Source organism: Pseudomonas sp. (genome assembly GCF_049645325.1).
Taxonomy (GTDB): domain Bacteria; phylum Pseudomonadota; class Gammaproteobacteria; order Pseudomonadales; family Pseudomonadaceae; genus Aquipseudomonas.
In genome coordinates, this window is sequence record NZ_JBARTQ010000620.1 from 1 (window position 1) to 16,148 (window position 16,148).

The 16,148-nt window shown below is 62.1% G+C and carries 11 protein-coding genes; 7 read left to right on the top strand and 4 right to left on the bottom strand.

Annotated elements, in window-relative coordinates; all coding sequences use genetic code 11:
- Positions 1 to 80: 80 nt before the first annotated feature.
- Complete coding sequence (locus tag WBB95_RS26075) at positions 81 to 1,505, bottom strand: PLP-dependent aminotransferase family protein (RefSeq protein ID WP_424490196.1); 1,425 nt, start codon at positions 1,503 to 1,505, stop codon at positions 81 to 83.
- Positions 1,506 to 1,665: 160 nt separating this feature from the next.
- Between WBB95_RS26075 and WBB95_RS26080 the strand changes: the two genes are divergently transcribed.
- The 7 genes from WBB95_RS26080 to WBB95_RS26110 all read left to right on the top strand — a co-directional run bounded on the left by WBB95_RS26080 (position 1,666) and on the right by WBB95_RS26110 (position 10,473).
- Positions 1,666 to 2,559 carry a DMT family transporter gene (locus WBB95_RS26080; RefSeq protein ID WP_424490197.1) on the top strand — a complete coding sequence of 298 codons (894 nt, stop codon included), beginning with the start codon at positions 1,666 to 1,668 and terminating at the stop codon, positions 2,557 to 2,559.
- A gap of 23 nt (positions 2,560 to 2,582) precedes the next feature.
- Positions 2,583 to 4,445: a molybdopterin-synthase adenylyltransferase MoeB gene (gene moeB / locus WBB95_RS26085; RefSeq protein ID WP_424490198.1), complete on the top strand. Its 1,863-nt coding sequence runs from the start codon at positions 2,583 to 2,585 to the stop codon at positions 4,443 to 4,445.
- Positions 4,446 to 4,460: 15 nt separating this feature from the next.
- Positions 4,461 to 5,375 (top strand): PLP-dependent cysteine synthase family protein, encoded by a 915-nt coding sequence (locus WBB95_RS26090; protein WP_424490199.1) that lies wholly within the window; start codon positions 4,461 to 4,463, stop codon positions 5,373 to 5,375.
- A gap of 37 nt (positions 5,376 to 5,412) precedes the next feature.
- Positions 5,413 to 6,405, top strand: coding sequence for a serine O-acetyltransferase (locus tag WBB95_RS26095; protein WP_424490200.1), 993 nt, complete (start codon positions 5,413 to 5,415; stop codon positions 6,403 to 6,405).
- A gap of 2 nt (positions 6,406 to 6,407) precedes the next feature.
- Entirely contained in the window at positions 6,408 to 7,136 is a 729-nt protein-coding gene (locus WBB95_RS26100) for an alanyl-tRNA editing protein (RefSeq protein WP_424490201.1), read from the top strand.
- 254 nt (positions 7,137 to 7,390) lie between these two features.
- Positions 7,391 to 9,136 carry an ABC transporter permease gene (locus WBB95_RS26105; RefSeq protein WP_424490202.1) on the top strand — a complete coding sequence of 582 codons (1,746 nt, stop codon included), beginning with the start codon at positions 7,391 to 7,393 and terminating at the stop codon, positions 9,134 to 9,136.
- 14 nt (positions 9,137 to 9,150) lie between these two features.
- On the top strand, positions 9,151 to 10,473 hold the full coding sequence (locus WBB95_RS26110; protein WP_424490203.1) for an AAA-associated domain-containing protein: 1,323 nt from the start codon (positions 9,151 to 9,153) through the stop codon (positions 10,471 to 10,473).
- Between the two features lie 107 nt (positions 10,474 to 10,580).
- On the opposite strand, the gene prpD is transcribed toward WBB95_RS26110, so the two are convergent.
- The 3 genes from prpD to acnD form a co-directional block, all read right to left on the bottom strand.
- On the bottom strand, positions 10,581 to 12,065 hold the full coding sequence (gene prpD / locus WBB95_RS26115) for a 2-methylcitrate dehydratase (protein ID WP_424490204.1): 1,485 nt from the start codon (positions 12,063 to 12,065) through the stop codon (positions 10,581 to 10,583).
- Positions 12,066 to 12,276: 211 nt separating this feature from the next.
- The gene (gene prpF, locus WBB95_RS26120) at positions 12,277 to 13,467 is read right to left on the bottom strand and encodes a 2-methylaconitate cis-trans isomerase PrpF (protein ID WP_424490205.1); all 1,191 of its coding nucleotides are present in this window, start codon (positions 13,465 to 13,467) and stop codon (positions 12,277 to 12,279) included.
- A 9-nt stretch (positions 13,468 to 13,476) separates the two neighbouring features.
- Positions 13,477 to 16,071 (bottom strand): Fe/S-dependent 2-methylisocitrate dehydratase AcnD, encoded by a 2,595-nt coding sequence (gene acnD, locus WBB95_RS26125; protein ID WP_424490206.1) that lies wholly within the window; start codon positions 16,069 to 16,071, stop codon positions 13,477 to 13,479.
- Between the last annotated feature and the right edge of the window lie 77 nt (positions 16,072 to 16,148).

A 16,148-nucleotide genomic window follows, 5' to 3' on the forward strand; every position in this document is an offset into this window, starting at 1 on the left:
TTGGGGCCGCTACGCAGCCCGGCGCGGGGCAAGCCCGCTCACCACAAGAGCCCGAGTCTTCACAAAAGATGCGCGCCCGTCTAGAGATGAAACCTGCCCCCACCCTGCCCCAGCGCCGTTGCCAGCGCATCAAACCCCTCGCGTAACAACTGATCATCCCCGGACGTGTTGCAGATACTCGCCCGAATAAACTGCGGCACCGCCGTCTGCCCCACGGCAAACGCTTCAGCCGTGGCGATCAGGTAATTATTCTGCTTGAGCTCCGCCTCGATTTCCGACGCGCGCCACGGCTCCGGCACTTCGATCCAGAAATGCGGGCTGTTGAGATGCGTGCGGTATTCCAGGCCCGCCAACAGGTCACTCACCAAGGCTTTGCGCCGGCTGATCTCGTGGATCTGCTGGTGCAGCAAGTATTCCGCCGTGCCGTTTTCGATCCATTGCGTCGCCAGTTCCAGCGTGACGGGCGTAGCCATCCAGCAGGTCGAGCGCAATGCCGCTGAAATACGGCTGACCAGCGCGGGCGGCGCATGCACATACCCCACTCGCAACCCGGCAGACACCGCCTTGCTCAAGCTGCTGATCAAAATCGTACGTTCGGGGGCGAAAAAGCTCAGAGGCGGCGGCCGATCTTCGACCAGCACACCGTGGGCCTCGTCCTCAAGAATCAGCAGATTGTGTTCGCGACACACTTTGGCCAGGGCTTCCCGGCGCGGCACCGATAAAACTGCAGTGGTCGGGTTCTGGATCGTCGGCGTGCAATACAACGCCGAAACCCGGTGATTTCGACAGACTTCATCCAGCGCGCCCGGCAGCACGCCTTCTTCATCCATCTCCAGGCCGATCAACCGCACGCCGAGCATGCGCGCGGCCGTGATCAAGCCCGGGTAAGTCAGTTGCTCGGTGACCACTGTGTCGCCCGCCCGCAGCAGCGCCATCATTGCGCAGAGCAGGCCATGCTGGCCGCCATTGACGCAGATGACCTGCTCGGGAATTGGGTGAAAATCGCGCTGTACCAGCCATTGCGCACCGGCTTCACGGTAGCGCGGCAAGCCGGCATCCGGGGTGTAGGCGCTGATGTCCTGGAGGAACTTGGCGTTGGTCGACAGGGTTTGGAAGCTCTGGGCGAGAAACACCGTCTCCTGCCCAGGAATATGCATGTTGCGGCTCATGTCGAAGTATTGGCGCGGCTCCTCGCTGAAATTGCGAAAGCCTTCGTCGCGCTGGCGCTCCATCCCACGCTTGCGCACGAATGTTCCGTCACCCACCCGCGCCACTACCAACCCCAGGCGTTCCAGCTCGCCGTAGGCTCGGCTGATGGTGCCGATGGTCACACCCAGATTGTCGGAAAGCACCCGATGGGGCGGCAGTTTTCTTCCGGGTTCAATCAAGCCTTCAAGGATGCCCCGTTCCATGACATCGGACAGGCGCTTGTACTTCACGCCCTGCCCGTTGGACAACCCCTCACGCATAATTGACACCATGTCAATATTTGTTTTGACAGCCATCTTTCGCCCTAATAGTGTGCTTTTACGGGTTCAATCACCGGATGAAACAACTTAATACACAGTCAATATAGAGTTCAATTCCGGCTCAGGGAAGTAATAAACGATGCCAATGTCCGCCGTTCTCGAAAACACAACAAAAACAAAAACTCAGAAGCAGTGGTTGGCCGGGCTGGTCACCAGCCTGATGTTTCTTATCGTGTGCCTGAGTTGGGGCACGACCTGGCTGGGGATCAAGATTGCCGTCGAGAGCGTGCCGCCGCTGACGTCAGCAGGCTTGCGCTTCCTGATCGCCTTCCCGCTGTTCCTGTGTTTTGCCTTGGTGCGACGCGAGCCGATACTGTTTCCGCGAGAAAGCCGCTGGTTCTTCGTCTTCGTGACTCTTTCCTACTTCAGCGTTCCTTATTACCTGCTCAACTACGGCGAGATGCATGTCTCGTCCGGTCTCACCGCGCTGCTGTTCAGCTGCATGCCGGTGTTCATCCTGATCTTCTCGGCGCTGTTCCTGCGCGAACGCATCTACTTTTCCCAGGTCGTCGGTATCGGCATCGGTTTTGGCAGCCTCTACATGATCATCAAGAGCCAGGGCCTGCACCTGGACCACGCCGAGTTCTTCGGCGTGCTGGCGATCCTGACCGCCGCGATCATGCACGCCCTGTGCTACGTGATTACCAAGCAAAAAGGCAGCGCGATCAGCGTGATCACCTACAACACACTGCCCATCGGCATCGCCGGGCTGATGCTGTTCGTGGCCGGCCTGTGGTTTGAAACACCAACCTTCGAAAACATCACCCTGCGTTCGTGGAGCGCGCTGTTCTACCTGGGGCTGGTGGCGTCGGTGGGCGGGTTTATCGTGTATTTCATGCTGCTCAAGCGCTTGAGCCCGATCATTCTGTCGTTCGTCTTTATCATCTTCCCGGTGTTCGCGGTGATCATCGGCGCCTGGTACGAAGGCGTGGCGATTTCCCGTGACCTGATGCTGTACTCGGCCATCCTGCTGGCCGGTTTTGCGATCACCAAGTTGCCGGTTGAAAAACTCCTGGCCAAGAAAAATTGACCCTCAACAGACGCGAGAGAAACATGGAAGTCCTCCGCCCCACCGCCCTGGAACAGATCTACGCCCACGCCAGCCGCAGCTATCCCGAGGAATGCTGTGGTTTTGTCTTCGCCGACGGCGGTGTGTACCTGGGCAGCAACATCCAGAACGAGCTGCACCGCAAGAACCCCGAGATGTACCCACGCAGCGCGGCCAACGGCTACACCTTTTCAGTGGCCGACACCTTGCTGATGAACAAGGCGTTTCGCACAGACAACCCGGTGGTGGTGATCTACCACTCCCACCCGGATGTCGGCGCCTATTTCAGTGACGAAGACCAGGACAAGGCGCTGTTCATGGGCGAGCCGATCTACCCCGTCAGTTACCTGGTGGTGGACGTTCGCCAGGGCCAGGCCCTGGGTTCAAAGCTGTTTGCCTGGGATGGCAAGCATTTCGCCCTTAACCCTTTCAACGACCTGCACACGGAGTTGTCCATGAACGCTGTCTCTTTCCCCGACATTCTGGTTCGCGTGGCCAAGCTGCCGGAATCGACCCTTGAGGGCACCGGATCGACATTGCGCGAAGTCATTGAAAACCTCTGCAGCAGCCACCCGCAGCTGCGCCCGCACTTGTTTCACGAGAAGAACAACCAGCTCAAGGAACACTTCCTGTTCACCGCCGAAGAAGAACTGATCGGCGCCGATGAACCCCTGCCGGAAAAAGCCAAAATCGAAGTGCTGCTCGCCACCTCCGGCGGCATGGATGTGGACGCCCTGAGTAACGAAGAGGTGCAGCGCTATGTGCGCCACATCACCCTGCCGGGCGTTGGCCGCGAAGGGCAGCTGAACCTGAAAAAAGCCAAGGTGCTGATCATTGGCACCGGTGGCCTGGGCTCCCCCATCAGCCTGTACCTGGCGGCAGCCGGCATTGGCACCCTGGGCCTGGTGGATTTTGATGTGGTGGAAAGCAGCAACCTGCAACGCCAGATCGTCCACGGCAACAGCACGCTGGGCATGCCCAAGGTCGAGTCCGCCAAGCAGCGCCTGCAAGACTTGAACAGCCATATCCAGATCAACGCCCACGATACCGCCCTGAATGCCGACAACGCCCTGGAACTGGTGGGTGCCTACGACCTGGTGATCGACGGCACCGACAATTTCGACACGCGCTATCTGGTCAACGACGCTTGCGTGCAGCTGGGTAAACCCCTGGTGTACGGCGCCATCTACCGCTTCGACGGGCAGATCAGCGTGCTCAACTATAAAGGCGGGCCGTGCTACCGCTGCCTGTTCCCCTCGGCACCGCCGGCCGAACTGGCGCCCAATTGCAGCGCCGGCGGGGTGATCGGTGTGCTGCCGGGCGTGGTCGGGATGATCCAGGCCACTGAAGCCATCAAGCTGTTGATTGGCATTGGTGAACCCTTGTCCGGCCGTTTGATGCGCTTCGACGCGCTGGCGATGAAGTTCAGCGAAATCCGCTTCAAGCGCCGCGCCGACTGCCCGTGCTGTTCGGAACTGCGCCACAGCGAAACCGTGGCAACGAGCGTCTGCGCCGATGCCGTGGCGGCCCAACCGTCCCTCGCCGAAGAGCGCTACATCAAGCCGCGGTTACTCAAGCAGGTGATCGAAGATCACCGCAGCGCCGACGTGCTGCTGGACGTGCGCGACGCGAGTGAACTGGAGGTGTGCAAATTGCCGGGCGTGGTGCATATCCCGCTGGCCGAGCTGGATGCGCAACTCGACAGCCTCAGCCGCGACAACACCCATTACTTGATCTGCTACGCCGGCACCCGCGCCGAGCAAGCCGCCAGCACCTTGCTGGCCGCCGGTTTCGCCAATACCAAGGTCCTGCAGGGCGGGATGAAACATTGGGTGCGCGACGTCGAACCCGACATGCCTTTGTACTGATTCGGGGACTGACTGATGTTGCATAACTCCATTCTCGACGTGATCGGCCATACGCCGATCGTACGTCTGGCGCAGTTCTCCGAAGACCTCGGCATCGAGGTCTACGCCAAGCTTGAGTCCCTCAACCCGGGCGGCAGCCACAAAGCGCGCATCGCCCTGGGCATGATCCTCGACGCCGAGCGCCGGGGCGTGCTGATCCGTGATTCCGGGCAAACCATCATTGAGCCCAGCGGCGGCAACACTGGCATCGGCTTGGTGATGGCCGGCAACGTGCTCGGCTACAAAGTCGTGCTGGTGATCCCCGACAACTACAGCCCCGAGAAACAGAAACTGCTGCGCCTGTACGGCGCCAAGGTGGTGCTCTCGGACAGCCGTCTGGGCAATAACTCTCACGGCGAAAAGTGCATGGAACTGCAGTTGGAACACCCCAACTACGTGATGCTCAACCAGCAACGCAACGGCGCCAACCCACAGACCCACCGCGACACCACGGCACCGGAAATCCTGCGCGCCTTTGGCGAGCAGCGCGTGGACTATTTCGTCAGCGGCATTGGCACCGGCGGGCATATCACCGGCATCGGTGAAACCCTCAAGGCCGCCTGGCCGGCCCTGCGCGTGATGGGCGTGGAGCCGGAGGAATGCGATCTGCTCAAAAATCAGCATGCGCCGCACCATATCCAGGGCCTGTCGATTGGCTTGATCCCGAGCATTCTCAATGTGGACGTGCTGGACGGCATGCTCAAGGTGTCGCGCCAGGCGTGCATCGACATGATGAAACGCATCATGCGCACCGACGCCATCAGCCTGGGTTTGTCCTCAGCCGCCAACATGGTCGCCATCGCCCAACTCGCCCCCGAACTGCCGCCCGAAACGGTGGTGTTGACCATGGTCTACGACAATGCTGACAGCTACCTGCCCAATTTCGAATAACCGCTTGTCCAACCAACCAGATTGCGGGGGTGCCTCCATGGGGGGCTTTATCGACATGCAACAGTTGCACGATGAGTTGCTCACCCACCTCATCAAGACCCTGACGCCTGCGCAAATGAAGCAGCTGGAACCGCACCTGGCCCCCCTGATCCAGAACGCCGCCCAGGCCGTGGCTGAGGATTTGATCGCCTATGCCTATCGCGACCCGGCGTCGCGCGGGCGCGGCGAGCTGATACTGGAGTCTTACGCCTCGTTCAAGGCGGTGCTGTTCTATCGCCTTGCGCACCTGGTGTGGAATTTCCCCGACCAGACCAACGGCGCGTTTTCGCGCATTGCGCTCAAGCTCAGCAATCAGGGCAAGATCCTCTCCGGCGCCGAGATTCACCCGGCGGCGCGCATCGGTCGGCGCTTTGTACTTGACCACGGTTACGGCACGGTGATCGGCGAAACCTGCGAGATCGGCAACGATTGCTACATCCTCTGCGGCGTCACCCTCGGCGCCCGGGGCATCGCCAACAACCCGGACGGCAAGCGCCACCCGCGCCTGGGAAACAATGTCGAAGTCGGCTCCGGCGCGCGCGTGCTGGGTTACGTGCTGATCGGCGACAACGTGTTTATCAGCCCTTCCTGCGTCATTACCCAGGACGTGCCGGCGGGCACCAAGGTCAAGGTGGTCAACCAGATCCAACTGCAGAAAAACGCCGAATCCGACCACAGCAACTACCTCGGCGCCTTTGCCCTGGATGAACGCCTGCATGTGGTCGGCGAGGTCAATGCCAGCCACAAGGTCACCGTGCTCGACGCCGACTTTCATCCGTTGCTGGGGCTGATGCTGGAGCCCACGGTGAAAGAGCGCCATCACCTGCAATTTCGGCTGCGGCGCCTGGATGTCGGCGAGCAACTGCCGCGCCTGCCGCTGAACCTGAAAGTCACCGGCCCGGAATTTGAAATCACCCTGCTCTCCCCCCCTGGCTTGAGCGCAATGGTGCGCCACCTGCTGCAAGCCAGCCCATTGATCGTCGGAGGTTGAAGATGTCTGTGCACACCATGGAAACCCTGGCGCTGTTTGACAGCGCGCCTTACCAGAACGCCTTCAGCGCCCGGGTGATTGCCGTCAGCGAACACGGCATCGCCCTGGAGCACACGCTGTTCTACCCCACCGGCGGCGGGCAGCCGGGCGACACCGGCCATTTCACCCTGGCCGACGGCACGCAGGTCGAGGTCACCGGCACCGTGCGCGACCCGGTGCTGCGGTCAATCATCTGGCACCAGGTTGCACATTGCCCCGAGTCATTGACCGCCGGGGCGCAGGTGGACGCAAGCCTGGACTGGGAGCGGCGCTACCAGCACATGAAGATGCACACCTGCCTGCACCTGCTGTGTTCGATCATCGATGCGCCCGTGACCGGTTGCAGTATCAGCGCCGACAAAGGCCGCCTGGATTTCGACCTGCCGGAAATGACCCTCGACAAAGACAGCATCACCCGTGACCTCAACGCCTTGATCGAACAGGCCCACGCGGTGAAAACCCTGTCGATGCCGGCTTCGGAGTACTCGACCCTGCTGCAGATCACCCGCACCCAGGCGGTCGCGCCACCGGTGATCCAGGGCTCGGTCAGGGTGATTGAAATCAGCGGAATCGACATCCAGCCGTGTGGCGGCACCCATGTGATCAACACCGAGGAAATCGGCCGGGTGTTTTGCGAGAAGATCGAGAAGAAGAGCAAGCACAACCGCCGGGTGATCCTGCGGTTTGAATAACAACCGAGCGGCTGGGGCGACGAGGCCCTAGCCGCATTTCGTACAGCAAACTGACAGCAAATTTATGTGCTTGTAACATTCAGAAACGTACAATCCCGCCAACAGCGACTCTCCCCCCGATCCGCTGCCCCTGCCTCATGGAGTAAGAGCGCCCGCTCCTTCTCGGTGGGTGCTTGTAGAGAAGCTAAGCTCACACCCACTACGCCATTGCGAACCTGAACGCTGCAGGATTGACTGCCTATGAACAGCCGCCTATGAACAAAGTATTTCGTGCCTACTTGCCAGCGTCCACCCTGCGTTTGCTGCCCAACCGCTGGGATTTGGTCGCCTTGCCGCTGGTAATCGGCTTCCTGCTGTTTTTCTCTATCACCGCTCGCGAGACCTGGGCGCCCATCGCCACCTTGCAAAGTGAAGTCATCTCCCTTGACCCGGCCAACCTGCCGGAATACGCGATGCGCACCACCTTGCGCATGCTCGCGGCGATGATTGCGGCGCTCGTGTTCACCTTCTTGTACGGCACGCTGGCCGCCAAAAGCCGGCGCGCCGAAAAACTGCTGGTGCCAGTGCTCGACATCCTGCAATCGGTGCCGGTGCTCGGCTACATCTCCTTCACCGTAACGTTCTTCCTGCTGTTGTTTCCCGGCCGCGTGCTGGGTGCCGAGTTCGCAGCGATCTTTGCGATCTTCACCAGCCAGGCCTGGAACATGACGTTCAGCTTCTACCAGTCGCTGCGCATGCTGCCCCACGACCTGGTGGAAGTGTCGACCAACCTGCGGCTTTCCGGCTGGCAGAAATTCTGGAAGCTCGACGTGCCGTTCGCCATGCCGGGGCTGGTGTGGAACATGATGATGAGCATGTCCGGTGGCTGGTTTTTCGTGGTGGCCTCCGAAGCCATCACCGTCGGCGACAAAACCATCACCCTGCCCGGCGTGGGCTCCTACCTGGCGCTGGCGATCGCCCAGAAAGACCTGCACGCCGTGGGTTATGTGATCCTGGCGATGGTCGCGGTGATCCTGATCTACGATCAGTTCCTGTTCCGCCCGCTGGTGGCCTGGGCCGACAAATTTCGCATGGAAACCACCGCCTCCCAAGGCGCCGCGCCGCAATCCTGGCTGCTTAACCTGATCCAGCGCACGCGCATCGTGCAGCGCATTCTGCGCCCGATCACCCGCGCCATCAGCCGGATCGGCAACAAACGCTTCAGCTTCGCGGGCGGTGCACTCAAGGCACTGCCGATGGAAACGCCGGCCGCCTCGAAGATAATCGACTGGGTGTGGGGCAGCGTGATTGCGCTGATGGCGGCCTATGCGCTGTACCACATCGTGTTGTACGTCGGCACCGAGGTGACGTTCGCCGAGGTCGGCCATGTGTTTGTGCTGGGCCTGATCACGCTGCTGCGTGTGGCCGGGCTGATCCTGATCGCTTCGCTGATCTGGGTACCGTTAGGCGTGATGATCGGCCTGCGCCCGCGCCTGGCGGAGAAAATCCAGCCGCTGGCGCAGTTCCTTGCGGCATTCCCGGCGAACCTGCTGTTCCCGGTGTTTGTGATCGTGATCCTGCACTACCACCTCAACCCCGACATCTGGCTCAGCCCGCTGATCGTGCTGGGCACCCAGTGGTACATCCTGTTCAACGTGATTGCCGGCGCCAGCGCGTTTCCCAATGACTTCAAAGAGGCCGCAGCCAACTTCCGCATTCGCGGCTGGCTGTGGTGGCGCAAGGTGATGCTGCCGGGGATTTTCCCCTACTACGTCACCGGCGCGATTACCGCGTCGGGCGGCGCATGGAACGCCAGCATCGTGTCCGAGTACGTGTCGTGGGGCCAGGACAACGTGGTCGCCCACGGGCTGGGCGCCTACATCGCCCAAACCACCGCCGCCGGCGACTTCCCGAAGATCGCCCTGGGCGTGGTGGTGATGTCGATCTTCGTGGTGGCCTTCAACCGCGCGGTCTGGCGGCCGATGTACGCCATCGCTGAAAACAAACTTCGTTTGAATTGACGGGATTCGCTGTGATGACCACCTCTACTGAACAGACCGTCGACACCCCGGAAATTTACTCGCTGAAAAACGTGAACCGGGTGTTCGGCAAAGGCAAAGACGAACTGCAAGTGCTCAGTGGCGTAGACCTGAGCCTGCACGAAGGCGAGATCGTCGGCATGCTCGGTCGCTCCGGCTCCGGCAAATCCACGCTGCTGCGCATCATCGCCGGGCTGATCCAGCCGTCCTCAGGCGATGTTCGCTATCAGGGCAAGCCCCTCAATGGCCCGGCCGAAGGCGTGGCCATGGTGTTCCAGACCTTCGCCCTGTTCCCGTGGCTGACCGTGCTGGAAAACGTTGAAGCGGGCCTGCAAGCCTTGCAGGTCGAGCGCAAGGAAACCCGTCGGCGCGCCCTGGCGGCCATCGACTTGATCGGCCTGGACGGTTTTGAAAACGCCTACCCGCGCGAACTGTCCGGCGGCATGCGCCAGCGCGTGGGTTTTGCCCGTGGCCTGGTGGTCAACCCGACCTTGTTGCTGATGGACGAGCCGTTCTCCGCCCTCGACGTGCTCACCGCCGAGACCCTGCGCACCGACCTGCTGGACTTGTGGAGCGGCAAACAGCTGCCGATCAAGTCGATCCTGATCGTGACCCACAACATCGAAGAAGCGGTGCTGATGTGCGACCGCATTTTGGTGCTGTCGTCCAACCCCGGCCGTGTGGTGGCCGAGATCAAGGTGCCGTTTGCGCACCCACGCAACCGCCTGGACCCGACCTTCCGGCAGATGGTCGACGACATCTATGCACTGATGACGGACCGACGCAGCGCCGACGCCAGCCGTGGCCTGCCCGAGTTGAAAATGGGCAGCCTGCTGCCGGAAGTCTCCACCAACCTGATGGCCGGCCTGATCGAAACCCTCGCCGCCGAGCCCTACAACGGCCACGCCGGCCTGCCCACCGTGGCCGAACGGCGCTTGCTGGAAGTCGACGACCTGTTCCCGGTGGCAGAGATGCTGGAGCATTTGGGCTTCGCCGAACTCAAGGGCGCGGACATCACCCTCACCGAGGCCGGCAAGCTGTTTGCCGACTACGGCACCCAGGAGCGCAAAACCCTGTTTGCCGAGCACTTGATCCGCCACGTGCCGCTGGCCGCGCGCATTCATCAGGTGCTGCTCGAACGCAGCGGCCACCGGGCGCCACGGGTGCGCTTCGAGCAAGAGCTGGAAGACTCGATGACCGAAGCGTTTGTGGAGAAAACCCTGGAAAGCGTGGTGGCGTGGGGGCGCTATGCGGAGATCTTCTCGTATGACGACCACACCGAGACGTTCAGCCTGGATGATGTTGAAGGCAGTATGTAGGCCGCCAAGACCAACACTGAACAAATGTGGAAGCTGGCTTGTGGAAGCTGGCTTGCCTGGGAGCCAGCTCCCACACCAGCCAGCTCCCACATTGACCGTGTTGTTATTCAGATCACAAACAGGTCAACAAATCGATTCACCGGCGTGGCCTCAAGCCATGCCTGATCCTTGCACAACGCAAAAATCTCCCCGCTGCGCTGCGCGGTAAACCGCGTGGCCAGGTTCGCCTTGAACTTGTCTTCCAGCAACGGAATGCCGTCCACGCGGCGACGGCGATGGCCAATCGGGTATTCCACCGCCACCTGCTCGGTGCTGGAACCGTCCGTGAAAAACACCTGCACCGCATTGGCGATGGAGCGCTTGTCAGCCTCCAGGTATTCGCGGCTGTAGCGTGGGTCTTCGACGATGACCATCTTGTCGCGCAACTCATCAATGATCGGGTGCGCGGCGTGAAACGCATCTTCGTACTGCTCGGCCACCAGGTTGCCGAAGGCCAGAGGCACCGCCGTCATGTATTGCAGGCAGTGATCGCGGTCGGCGGCGTTGGCCAGTGGGCCAACCTTGGAAATAATGCGAATCGCCGACTCGTGGGTGGTGATCACAATGCGCTCGATTTCGTGCAGGCGATTTTTGACCAGGGGATGCAAAGTCACCGCTGCTTCGCAGGCCGTTTGGGCGTGGAACTCGGCCGGGAAGCTGATCTTGAACAGCACGTTTTCCATCACGTAGGTGCCGTAAGGCTGAGACACGCTGAACGCACGCTTGTCCTCGGGCTTGAGCGCCAGGTCCTTGTTGGTGTGGCTGAACAGCACGTCATAGAAGCCCCACTGCGGCGCGCTCAATACGCCGGGAATGCCCATCTCGCCGCGCAGCGCGATGTCTGCCAGGCGCACGCCGCGACTCGACGCATCCCCCGCCGCCCAGGATTTACGCGAACCGGCATTCGGCGCATGCCGGTACGTGCGCAGGGCCTGGCCATCGACAAAGGCGTGGGACAAGGCCGCGAGCAACTGCTCGCGGTTGGCGCCCATCAGCTTGGCGGCGACCGCCGTGGAGGCGACTTTCACCAGCAGCACATGGTCGAGGCCGACGCGGTTGAAGGCGTTTTCCAGGGCAATCACGCCCTGGATTTCGTGGGCCATGATCATCGCTTCCAGCACCGCGCGCACGGTCAGCGGCGCATCGCCATTGGCCACGCGCTTTTGCGAGAGGTGATCCGCCACGGCGAGGATGCCGCCGAGGTTATCCGAAGGGTGGCCCCACTCGGCGGCGAGCCAGGTGTCGTTGTAGTCGAGCCAGCGCACGATGCAGCCGATGTCCCACGCGGCCTTGACCGGGTCAAGGCGGAACGACGTGCCCGGCACGCGCGCGCCGAACGGCACCACAGTGCCCTCCACGATTGGCCCAAGGTGCTTGGTGCACTCGGGAAAACGCAGGGCCAGCAGGCCGCAACCGAGGGTGTCCATCAGGCAGTTTCGGGCGGTGTCCAGGGCGTCCCGTGAGTCGATTCGGTAGTTGAGGACGTAGTCGGCGATGTCCTGCAGGACCTGGTCGTAGTCGGGGCGGTTGTTCTGGTCGACGTTGGCGCTCATGGCAGTACTCCAAAGTGGGTTGGGGTTAGTCCTCGGGCTCACGGTTGAGGGTGTCATGGCAGGTCTGATTGCCTGCCTCGGTAGTGCGAATACAGGTGAACCCCTGTGGGAGCGGGCTTGCTCGCGAAAGCGGTGTATCAGTCACCTTATGTGTAGCTGACACACCGCATTCGCGAGCAAGCCCGCTCCCACATTGGGTCGGTGCAAGCATCTAGAACGCGTCGCCGGGCACGCGTACGAAGCCTTCCATCAGTACCCGCGCGCTGCGGCTCATGATGGCTTTCTTCACCACCCACTCACCGTTCACCTGGCTGGCTTCAGCGCCAACACGCAAGGTGCCGGACGGGTGCCCGAACCTCACGGCATTTCGCTCCACACCACCGGCCGCGAGGTTGACCAGGGTCCCGGAAATCGCCGCCGCCGTGCCAATCGCCACCGCTGCGGTGCCCATCATCGCGTGGTGCAACTTGCCCATGGACAGTGCGCGCACCAGCAAATCCACATCGCCGGCCTTGATTGCCTTGCCGCTGGACGCCACGTAATCCGCAGGCTTGGCCACAAACGCGACCTTCGGCGTGTGCTGGCGCTGGGCGGCTTCGTCCAGGTGCTTGATCAAGCCCATGCGCAACGCGCCGTAGGCCCGCACGGTCTCAAACATCGCCAAGGCTTTCGGGTCGCTGTTGATTGCGCCTTGCAGCTCGGTGCCGGTGTAACCGAGGTCTTCGGCGTTGATGAAAATCGTCGGAATACCGGCGTTGATCAGCGTCGCCTTGAAGGTGCCGACGCCGGGTACTTCGAGGTCGTCGACCAAGTTGCCGGTGGGGAACATCGAGCCACCGCCGCCCTCTTCTTCCGCCGCCGGGTCCATGAACTCCAGCTGCACTTCGGCGGCCGGGAAGGTCACGCCGTCGAGTTCGAAGTCACCGGTTTCCTGCACCGCGCCGTCAGTGATCGGGACGTGGGCGATGATGGTCTTGCCGATATTGGCCTGCCACACCCGCACCACGGCCACGCCGTTGTGCGGCACGCGGGCCGGGTCGACCAGCCCCGCGCTGATGGCGAACGAACCGACTGCCGCCGACAGGTTGCCGCAGTTGCCGCTCCAGTCGACAAACGGCTTGTCGATGGAGACCTGCCCGAACAAGTAGTCCACGTCATGCTCGGCGCGGGTGCTCTTGGCCAGGATCACGGTTTTGCTGGTGCTCGATGTGGCGCCGCCCATGCCGTCGATCTGCTTGTCGTAGGGGTCGGGGCTGCCGATCACCCGCAACAGCAAGGCGTCACGCGCGGCACCCGGGACCTGCGCCGATTCGGGCAGGTCCTTGAGGCTGAAAAACACGCCCTTGCTGGTGCCGCCACGCATATAGGTGGCGGGGATCTTGATTTGCGCTACGTGTGCCATGGTTACCCCTCAGGCAGTCGCCGCCGATTCCAGGAAGTCCTGGGCGAAACGTTGCAACACGCCGCCCGCCTCGTAGATCGACACTTCTTCAGCGGTGTCCAGGCGGCAGGTCACCGGCACTTCGACACGTTCGCCATTTTTGCGGTTGATCACCAACGTCAGCGTGGCACGCGGGGTGCGCTCGCCGATCACGTCATAGGTTTCACTGCCGTCGATCTTCAGGGTGTGGCGGTCAGTGCCCGGCAGAAACTCCAGCGGCAACACGCCCATGCCCACCAGGTTGGTGCGGTGGATGCGCTCGAAACCTTCGGCGGCAATCGCTTCGACACCGGCCAAGCGCACGCCCTTGGCCGCCCAGTCGCGGGACGAGCCCTGGCCGTAGTCGGCGCCGGCAATAATGATCAGCGGCTGCTTGCGTTCCATGTAGGTTTCAATCGCTTCCCACATCCGCGTGACCTGGCCCTCTGGCTCGATACGCGCCAGGGAACCCTGCTTGACCTTGCCGTTTTCCAGCACCATTTCGTTGAACAGTTTCGGGTTGGCAAAGGTCGCGCGCTGCGCGGTCAGGTGGTCGCCGCGGTGAGTCGCGTAGGAGTTGAAGTCGACTTCCGGCAGGCCCATTTTCGCCAGGTACTCGCCGGCGGCGCTGTCGAGCATGATCGCGTTGGACGGCGACAAGTGGTCGGTGGTGATGTTGTCTGGCAGTACCGCCAGCGGGCGCATGCCCTTGAGCGGCCGCGCACCGGCCAGCGCACCTTCCCAATACGGCGGACGGCGGATGTAGGTGCTTTGCGGGCGCCAGTCGTACAGCGGCGTGACTTTGGGGCCGGTGTCTTCGTGGATCGCGAACATCGGGATGTAGACCTTGCGGAACTGCTCCGGCTTGACCGACGCCTTGACCACTGCGTCGATCTCTTCGTCGCTGGGCCAGATGTCTTTCAGGCGAATTTCCTGACCAGTGGCGTCGAGGCCCAGCACGTCTTTTTCGATGTCGAAACGGATGGTGCCGGCGATCGCGTACGCGACCACCAACGGCGGCGACGCGAGGAACGCTTGCTTGGCGTACGGGTGAATCCGCCCGTCAAAGTTGCGGTTGCCCGACAGCACGGCGGTGGCGTACAGGTCGCGGTCGATGATTTCCTGCTGGATCACCGGGTCGAGCGCGCCAGACATGCCGTTGCAGGTGGTGCAGGCGAAAGCCACCACGCCAAAACCCAACTGCTCCAGCTCGCTGGTCAAACCCGCTTCGTCGAGGTACATCGCCACGGTTTTCGAACCGGGTGCCAGGGACGACTTGACCCATGGCTTGCGCACCAACCCGAGTTTGTTTGCGTTACGCGCCAAGAGGCCTGCGGCAATCACGTTGCGCGGGTTGCTGGTGTTGGTACAGCTGGTGATGGCTGCGATGATGACTGCGCCGTCGGGCATTTGCCCCGGCACGTCGTCCCACGCGCCGGAGATACCTTTAGCCGCCAGGTCGCTGGTGGCGACTCGGGCGTGCGGGTTGCTCGGGCCTGCCATGTTGCGCACGACGCTGGACAGGTCGAAGGTCAGGCCGCGCTCGTATTGCGCGCCCTTGAGGTCATCGGCCCACAAGCCGGTGTGGCGAGCGTATTGCTCGACCAGGGTGACTTGTTCGTCTTCGCGGCCGGTGAGCTTCAGGTAGGCGATGGTCTGCTGGTCGATGTAGAACATCGCCGCCGTGGCGCCGTATTCCGGGGCCATGTTGGAGATGGTGGCGCGGTCGCCCAAGGTGAGTGCCGAAGCGCCCTCGCCGAAGAACTCCAGCCACGCGCCGACGACTTTCTGTTGACGTAAAAACTCGGTCAGCGCCAGCACCATGTCGGTGGCGGTAATGCCCGGTTGCAGCTTGCCCGTGAGCTCCACGCCGACGCTTTCCGGCAGGCGCATCCACGATGCGCGGCCGAGCATCACGCTTTCGGCTTCGAGGCCGCCGACGCCGATGGCGATCACGCCCAGCGCGTCCACGTGCGGGGTGTGGCTGTCGGTGCCGACGCAGGTGTCGGGGAACGCCACACCGTCACGCACCTGGATCACCGGGGACATTTTCTCCAGGTTGATCTGGTGCATGATGCCGTTGCCTGGCGGGATCACGTCGACGTTCTTGAAGGCCTTTTTGGTCCACTCGATAAAGTGGAAACGGTCTTCGTTGCGACGGTCTTCGATGGCGCGGTTTTTCTCGAACGCGTCCGGGTCGAAACCACCGGCTTCGACGGCCAGGGAGTGGTCGACGATCAATTGGGTCGGCACCACCGGGTTGACCTGGGCCGGGTCACCGCCTTGCAGGGCGATGGCATCGCGCAGGCCGGCGAGGTCGACCAGCGCGGTCTGGCCGAGGATGTCGTGGCAGACCACGCGCGCCGGGTACCACGGGAAATCGAGGTCGCGCTTGCGTTCGATCAACTGGCTCAGGGACGCATTGAGGGTGGCTGGGTCGCAACGGCGTACGAGGTTTTCCGCGAGCACGCGGGAGGTGTACGGCAAGGTGGCGTAGGCGCCGGGGGTGATTGCCTCGACAGCCGCGCGGGCGTCGAAGAAATCCAGGCGGCTGCCGGGCAGCGGTGTGCGAAATTCAGTGTTCATCGTCAGGACTCGGTCACGGTAGTTACAAAAAGAGAAGACTGCGACGGACCCATGTGGGAGCGGGCTTGCTCGCGAAG